This is a genomic window from Bacillus sp. OTU530 (assembly GCF_038440375.1).
In genome coordinates this window covers 22304-28651 of the sequence record NZ_JASATP010000064.1, presented here as the reverse complement: position 1 = coordinate 28651, position 6348 = coordinate 22304, and the positions used below count along the sequence as shown (strand labels likewise).

The following is a 6348-nucleotide window of genomic DNA, read 5'->3' as shown; positions in this document are numbered from 1 at the left end:
AATCAATGAGGTAGAATACTTTAATAAGATTAAAATGCCTTATTGACATACGAATTTAGTAATTATATAATAAATCTCGAATTCGAGATAATTTGTAAAGGGATTGATAATTTTGAGTTCAATTAATAATGAGGATTTATCTTTAAAGTTATTTGTTGTACTATCACGAGCAGTGCAGTCAGTAACAAAACGTGTCGAAGAAGACATAAAAAGATACGGACTTAACCCAACTGAATTTGCAGTTCTGGAGTTACTATTTAATAAAGGTGATCAACCTATACAAAAGATTGGTGAAAAAATATTGCTGGCAAGCAGTAGTATTACGTATGTGGTTGATAAGTTAGAAAAAAAACAGCTCTTAGTACGAAAACCATGTCCTAAAGATCGCCGTGTTACGTTTGCATCAATTACTTCAGAAGGCGCTGAGCTATTAAGTAACATTTTTCCTCAGCATAAAGAGGCAATTCAACAAATATTTGGCGGTTTGGATCCTAATGAGAAAGAGAAAATGATTGAACAGCTAAAAAAATTAGGATATCACGCTCAAGGATTATAAAAATTTTTAACAAATATCTCTAATTAGTAATATCTTATTTAGTGATAAGTGAAGAGAAGGTGATAAAAGAAATAAATATTAGCTTACTATACGTTTTAACAGTATCCAAAATGAATAAAAGCATGAGTCTGAATTTTTCAGGTATAAAGTCTCGAATTCGAGATATAGCAAATTTTAAGGGGGATATAAAAATGATGGATGTTGGTTTATTAATAATTCGATTGGTAATTGGCGTATTATTTATTGGTCATGGAGCGCAAAAGCTGTTTGGTTGGTTTGGTGGTTATGGATTAAAGGGTACAGGAGGATGGATGGAATCAATTGGTATTAAACCAGGTGTGACTATGGCTCTTTTCGCAGGTTTAGCCGAACTTATAGGAGGGATTTTATTTGCAGCAGGACTCCTTACACCTCTCGCTGGTATTATGATTGCTGCAACAATGGTAATGGCAATTGTTAAGGTCCACGGTCCAAATGGATTATGGGCAACACAAAATGGGTATGAATATAATCTAACGTTGCTGGTAGTAGCGATTGGCGTAGCTTTAACGGGTCCTGGTCAATATGCTTTAGATGCCTTTTTATTCTAAAATGTCTCGAATTAGTGATTCTTTAATTAGAAATTGTTATAGTTGATATAAGTTTAACTGTATCAAAGGGATAAGATAAGTTATTAAAATTTTTGATAAAAAAAGGAGTGTACAAAATGAGTAAAAAAACGATGGGTATTCACCATATCACAGCGATTGTAGGTCACCCACAGGAGAATGTAGATTTCTATGCTGGAGTTTTAGGCTTGCGCTTAGTCAAACAAACTGTAAATTTTGACGATCCAGGTACGTATCATCTTTATTTCGGTAATGAAGGTGGAAAACCAGGAACAATTATTACATTTTTTCCATGGGCAGGAGCTCATCAAGGAGTCATTGGCGACGGTCAGGTTGGTGTCACTTCTTACGTTGTTCCAAAGGGTGCCATGGAATTCTGGGAAAGTAGACTAGAAAAATTTAATATTTCTTACACAAAAATGGAACGTTTTGGAGAACAGTATTTGGAATTTGATGATCCGCATGGACTTCACTTGGAAATTGTGGAGAGAGAAGAAGGAGAAGTCAATACATGGACTTTCGGGGATGTAACACCGGATGTTGCTATAAAAGGCTTTGGGGGAGCTACATTATTATCAGCACAGCCGAACGAAACCGCTGAATTGTTGGAAAAAGTAATGGGGCTTGAATTAGTCGGTAAAGAAGGAGATTTCGCTCGTTATCGTGCTACTGCTGATATCGGAAATATTATCGACCTTAAATTAACTTCTATTGGACGTGGACAAATGGGCGTTGGGACAGTGCACCACATTGCCTGGCGGGCTATTGATGACCAAGATCAATTAGACTGGCAAAAGTATGTTGCAGCGAATGGATATGGTGTCACTTCTGTTCGAGATAGAAACTACTTTAATGCGATTTACTTTAGAGAGCATGGCGAAATACTTTTTGAAATTGCAACTGATCCTCCAGGATTTGCTCATGACGAATCACAAGCGACTATGGGAGAAAAGTTGATGTTGCCTGAACAATATGAAACGCATAGAGAGCAAATTAAACGCGTGTTGTTACCATTTGAAGTAAGAGAATTAGACTAATTTTATGAAAGGATTGATTTCCTTGCTTTCGATAGATCCATCCCAAAATACGGAAAGAGAAAATTATAAATTGCTAATAGGCAGTATTGTTCCGAGACCAATTGCTTTCGTGACAACAATTTCAAAAGACGGTATTTTGAACGGTGCACCATTCAGTTATTTCAATATCGTGTCATCCAATCCTCCTATGATTTCATTGTCTATCCAACGTTCATCGGGGATACAAAAGGATACAGCGAGAAATATCATCGAATCGAAAGAATTTGTTGTCCATATCGTCGACGAACAAAATGTTGAAAAAGTAAATAAAACTGCTGCAAGCCTTCCAGCGAATCAAAGTGAAATAGAGTTAGCTAACTTAACTCCCGTAGAAAGTGTAAAGATTTCTGTACCAGGTGTAAAGGAAGCGAAAATTCGAATGGAGTGTTCATTGGAGCATTCCTTGGAATTGGGAGGAACAGAGACACCAGGGTGTGACTTTATTATAGGAAAGGTTGTTCAATTTCATATTGAAGATGACATTTATGAAAATGGAAGAATTGATCCAAGCGGCTTAGCTGCCATAAGCCGCTTGGCTGGAAATCATTACGCTAAGATTGGTGAGATTTTTGAAATCGAAAGACCTAAATAGCTCCTTATAAAATCCCATTGATAAATGGAGAGGATAAACATGCAAAAAACAGCAGGTATCCACCATATTACAGCGATGGTGAACGATGCCCAACGAAATATAGACTTTTATGCAGGTGTACTTGGGTTGCGACTTATTAAAAAAACCATTAATTTTGATCGTCCAGAAGTGTACCATCTTTATTTTGGAAATGAAACTGGTCAACCAGGAACTGTTATCACATTTTTTCCATGGGCTAAACAATTAAAAGGCCGAATTGGAACTGGTCAGGTAGGAGTCACTAGTTACATTGTTCCAACAGACTCAATTCAATTTTGGGAGAAACGCTTGCAAAAATTTGGGATTGAATTTAGTTCTTCCGTTCGCTTTGGTGAAAAATATTTGAAATTTAATGATCCCGATGGACTCGAACTAGAACTGGTAGAAAGAAATGAAGGACCAATAAATAATTGGAACTTTGGAGGAGTTCAAGCAGAACATGCCATTAAAGGGTTTGGTGGGGCCACTTTACTTTCAGCCCAGCCTAATAAAACTGCCGATTTACTTGAAAACATAATGGGTCTTGAATGTATTGGAGATGAATCAGGCTTTCTTAGATTTAGGGCAGATGCGAATCTTGGAAATACCATTGATATTAAGTTGACTCCTTCCGTTCGTGGTTTAATGGGGGCTGGAACGGTTCACCATATTGCATGGAGAGCAAGGGATGAAGAAGACCTTGTAAGATGGAGATCGCTTCTCCAAGACAAAGAATATTATCCAACAGAAGTTCGTGATCGAAACTACTTTCAAGCAGTGTATTTTCATGAAGAAGGAGGCATCCTTTTCGAAATAGCAACCGACCCGCCAGGCTTTGCAGTGGATGAACCAGTAAATGCACTTGGAAAAAAACTCATGCTGCCATCATGGTTAGAATCAAAAAGAGAAGAATTAGAAGAAACCTTACCTCTTGTGGAGGTTCGCGTTCTGGAGGGGGATAAATAATGAAACATCTATTTCATCAGGGAACTGATCCAACAAAACCAACGCTATTATTGCTTCACGGTACTGGTGGCAACGAATTAGACCTGTTGCCTCTTGCAGGAAGAATTGATGATGAGGCTTCCGTATTAAGCATCCGTGGGAATATATTAGAAAATGGAATGCCTCGATTCTTTAGAAGATTGGCTGAAGGAGTTTTTGATGAAGAAGATCTTGTCTTTCGTACAAAAGAATTAAACGAGTTTCTTGATGAAGCAGCAAAAACATATGGTTTTGATCGAGAAAATGTAGTAGCTATTGGCTATTCAAATGGAGCAAATATAGCAGCAAGTCTATTATTTCATTATGGGAATGCATTGAAGGGTGCCATTCTTCATCATCCTATGGTACCAAGAAGAGGAATTGATCTTCCGGATTTATCAGGTAAGGCTGTATTTATTGCAGCTGGGACAAATGATCCAATCTGCTCTCCGATGGAATCTGGGGAACTACAATCGTTATTAGAAAAGGCTCATGCCAATGTAGAGATACATTGGGAGGATCGAGGGCATCAATTAACGCCTCAAGAAGTCGAAGCTGCAGCAATTTGGTATCAAAAATTATTTATTAAATAATACAAGTATTATTCAAGTCCTCTCACTTTATAAAAGGGAGGACTTTTCATATTTTACACAGTAAGAAATTATGAATTTCCAGCTGTAAACCAATTTGATCACAGTAGCATCTCTGTCTTCATCCAAATGTTTACCAATTGGCAAGTTCTCGTGATTGTACTTTAGGAAGGCACATATCCCCAATTTATAATTATTGAATAAGATGTCTCTAAAAGACAAAAATACGACCACATAAGATAAGCTTTTTAATGATATTCTTTAAAGGACAAAAAGATGTCTTTGTACCATCAGGACTCCTATACTAGAGTGTAATATGCTTAAAAATATAATCGATTACTTTTTAGCTTTTATATGATGGTATGCAAATATTGATGAGCAAGAGGTGCACGAAAAATATAAAGAGAAAAGTAAAAAAATCAAAATCGATAAAACACTTGGAATGTGAGAATTGTTGAAAAGGGAAGTTCACTTCTTATAATAGATATAATAACAAGAGAAAGAGAACCCTTCTATTCAGAAGAAATAACAAAGGTATCCAACACAAATGGGTAAAAGGCTGTGTCAGAATATCTCCATTCTTATAATTGTGTGTGAATTCAAGAGAAGTTGCGCTACCTGTTCCCCAGAGAATACGGGAAATGGGCAGTGTAGATGTTGTGCATTTTCCTATTTTAGGGATTCAGCTCACGTTTAACTGGAGGGGGTTTCTTTGGATTTAAGTAAATTTATATCAGGAAAATTTTATTTGAATCAATATGTTCATCGTTTAGCTCAAAATGGATCATCTTTTCATGTACATTATTGGGGGGTTATGCCAAAGCACTATGACGTTGTATCTCATAAACATTCTTTTTTTGAGATTTGTTTTGTGGTTGATGGTGAAGGATATTATATAGAAGACGATCGTACTTACGCTCTACAAAAAAATATGATGTTTCTTTCAAGACCGGATGTTTCACACCAAATAAAAAGTGAAAATGGATTAGCCCTCCTTTATGTGGCATTTGAATTAACAGAATCAGAATCAAGTGAAGAATGGATAGAAATAATAAGGGAAGCTCGGAAATGTTCCAAAGTAATTGCACCTGTAAGTGATGACACAATTGCTGTATTGCTTTGGAAATCCCTTCTTATCCAAACAACAAATTCTGAACAGCTCTTTTATGAAGAAATGCTAACAAACCTAGCCTACGCCCTTATTCTTTCATTACTACAAATTTTTGTTCCTTATTCACACAGTAAGCATCAAAACAAACCTGTTGAAATGATTTCTCCCCTTCTTAGTCAAGCAAAGTTATACATTAATGATAATATAACAAGTCCTTTAAAACTTAACGATGTAGCTAGCCAGTTCCACATATCGGGTCGGCACTTGTCAAGAAAGTTTGTATCAGAATTAGGTGTAAGTTACTCAGAGTTTGTGCAAAATGAGAGAGTACAAAGAGCTGCCGCATTACTTAAAACAACAGATTTATCTATCAAGGATATTGCAAAACAAACTGGTTTTAAAACGGTTCACTATTTTACTCGTGTTTTTCATTCTGTAATGGGAAGTCCACCAGGAATCTTTCGCTTGCTTTATATAGACTCGAAAACAACTGAATATACAGAGCATTGAGTTCCCCCCACGTTAATGCATAGCATTAACGTGGGGGTTTTTTCACTGTAAGAGAGTATACATTCCCAGCTAGAAGTGAATTCGATGCAGTAGGGAATTTTAGGGATACATATAAGTGCAACTACACCTCTGTCTTCACCCAAAGGCAGGGCTGCCAATCGGCGAGTTTTCTTAGAAAGATAGTGTCTTAAAAGTGTAAAAACGCGTCTTGATAAGCTAAATACACGTATTGTGTAATGCCCTATAATCATAATTGTAAATGAGAAATTCTTCTCCATGTTTAATGGTGATGATAGCGATTAC

7 protein-coding genes are annotated in these 6348 nt (G+C 36.5%); all 7 read left to right on the top strand.

Annotated features, from left to right (window positions below):
- Positions 1-112: 112 nt before the first annotated feature.
- The 7 genes from AAHB12_RS27680 (at position 113) to AAHB12_RS27650 (ending at position 6045) form a co-directional block, all read left to right on the top strand.
- On the top strand, positions 113-556 hold the full coding sequence (locus AAHB12_RS27680) for a MarR family winged helix-turn-helix transcriptional regulator (RefSeq protein ID WP_129731381.1): 444 nt from the start codon (positions 113-115) through the stop codon (positions 554-556).
- Between the two features lie 191 nt (positions 557-747).
- Positions 748-1146, top strand: a complete 399-nt coding sequence (locus AAHB12_RS27675; protein WP_342048417.1) for a DoxX family protein — start codon at positions 748-750, stop codon at positions 1144-1146.
- A gap of 116 nt (positions 1147-1262) precedes the next feature.
- Positions 1263-2201, top strand: coding sequence for a ring-cleaving dioxygenase (locus AAHB12_RS27670; RefSeq protein ID WP_129731385.1), 939 nt, complete (start codon positions 1263-1265; stop codon positions 2199-2201).
- Between the two features lie 22 nt (positions 2202-2223).
- A complete protein-coding gene (locus AAHB12_RS27665; protein ID WP_129731387.1) occupies positions 2224-2832 on the top strand; it encodes a flavin reductase family protein in 609 nt (202 codons plus the stop codon).
- A gap of 39 nt (positions 2833-2871) precedes the next feature.
- Positions 2872-3816: a ring-cleaving dioxygenase gene (locus AAHB12_RS27660; RefSeq protein ID WP_342048416.1), complete on the top strand. Its 945-nt coding sequence runs from the start codon at positions 2872-2874 to the stop codon at positions 3814-3816.
- On the top strand, positions 3816-4427 hold the full coding sequence (locus tag AAHB12_RS27655) for an alpha/beta hydrolase (protein ID WP_129731391.1): 612 nt from the start codon (positions 3816-3818) through the stop codon (positions 4425-4427). Before AAHB12_RS27660 ends, AAHB12_RS27655 begins: the two co-directional genes overlap by 1 nt.
- 709 nt (positions 4428-5136) lie before the next feature.
- Positions 5137-6045 (top strand): AraC family transcriptional regulator, encoded by a 909-nt coding sequence (locus tag AAHB12_RS27650; RefSeq protein ID WP_342048415.1) that lies wholly within the window; start codon positions 5137-5139, stop codon positions 6043-6045.
- The last annotated feature ends 303 nt before the right edge of the window (positions 6046-6348 follow it).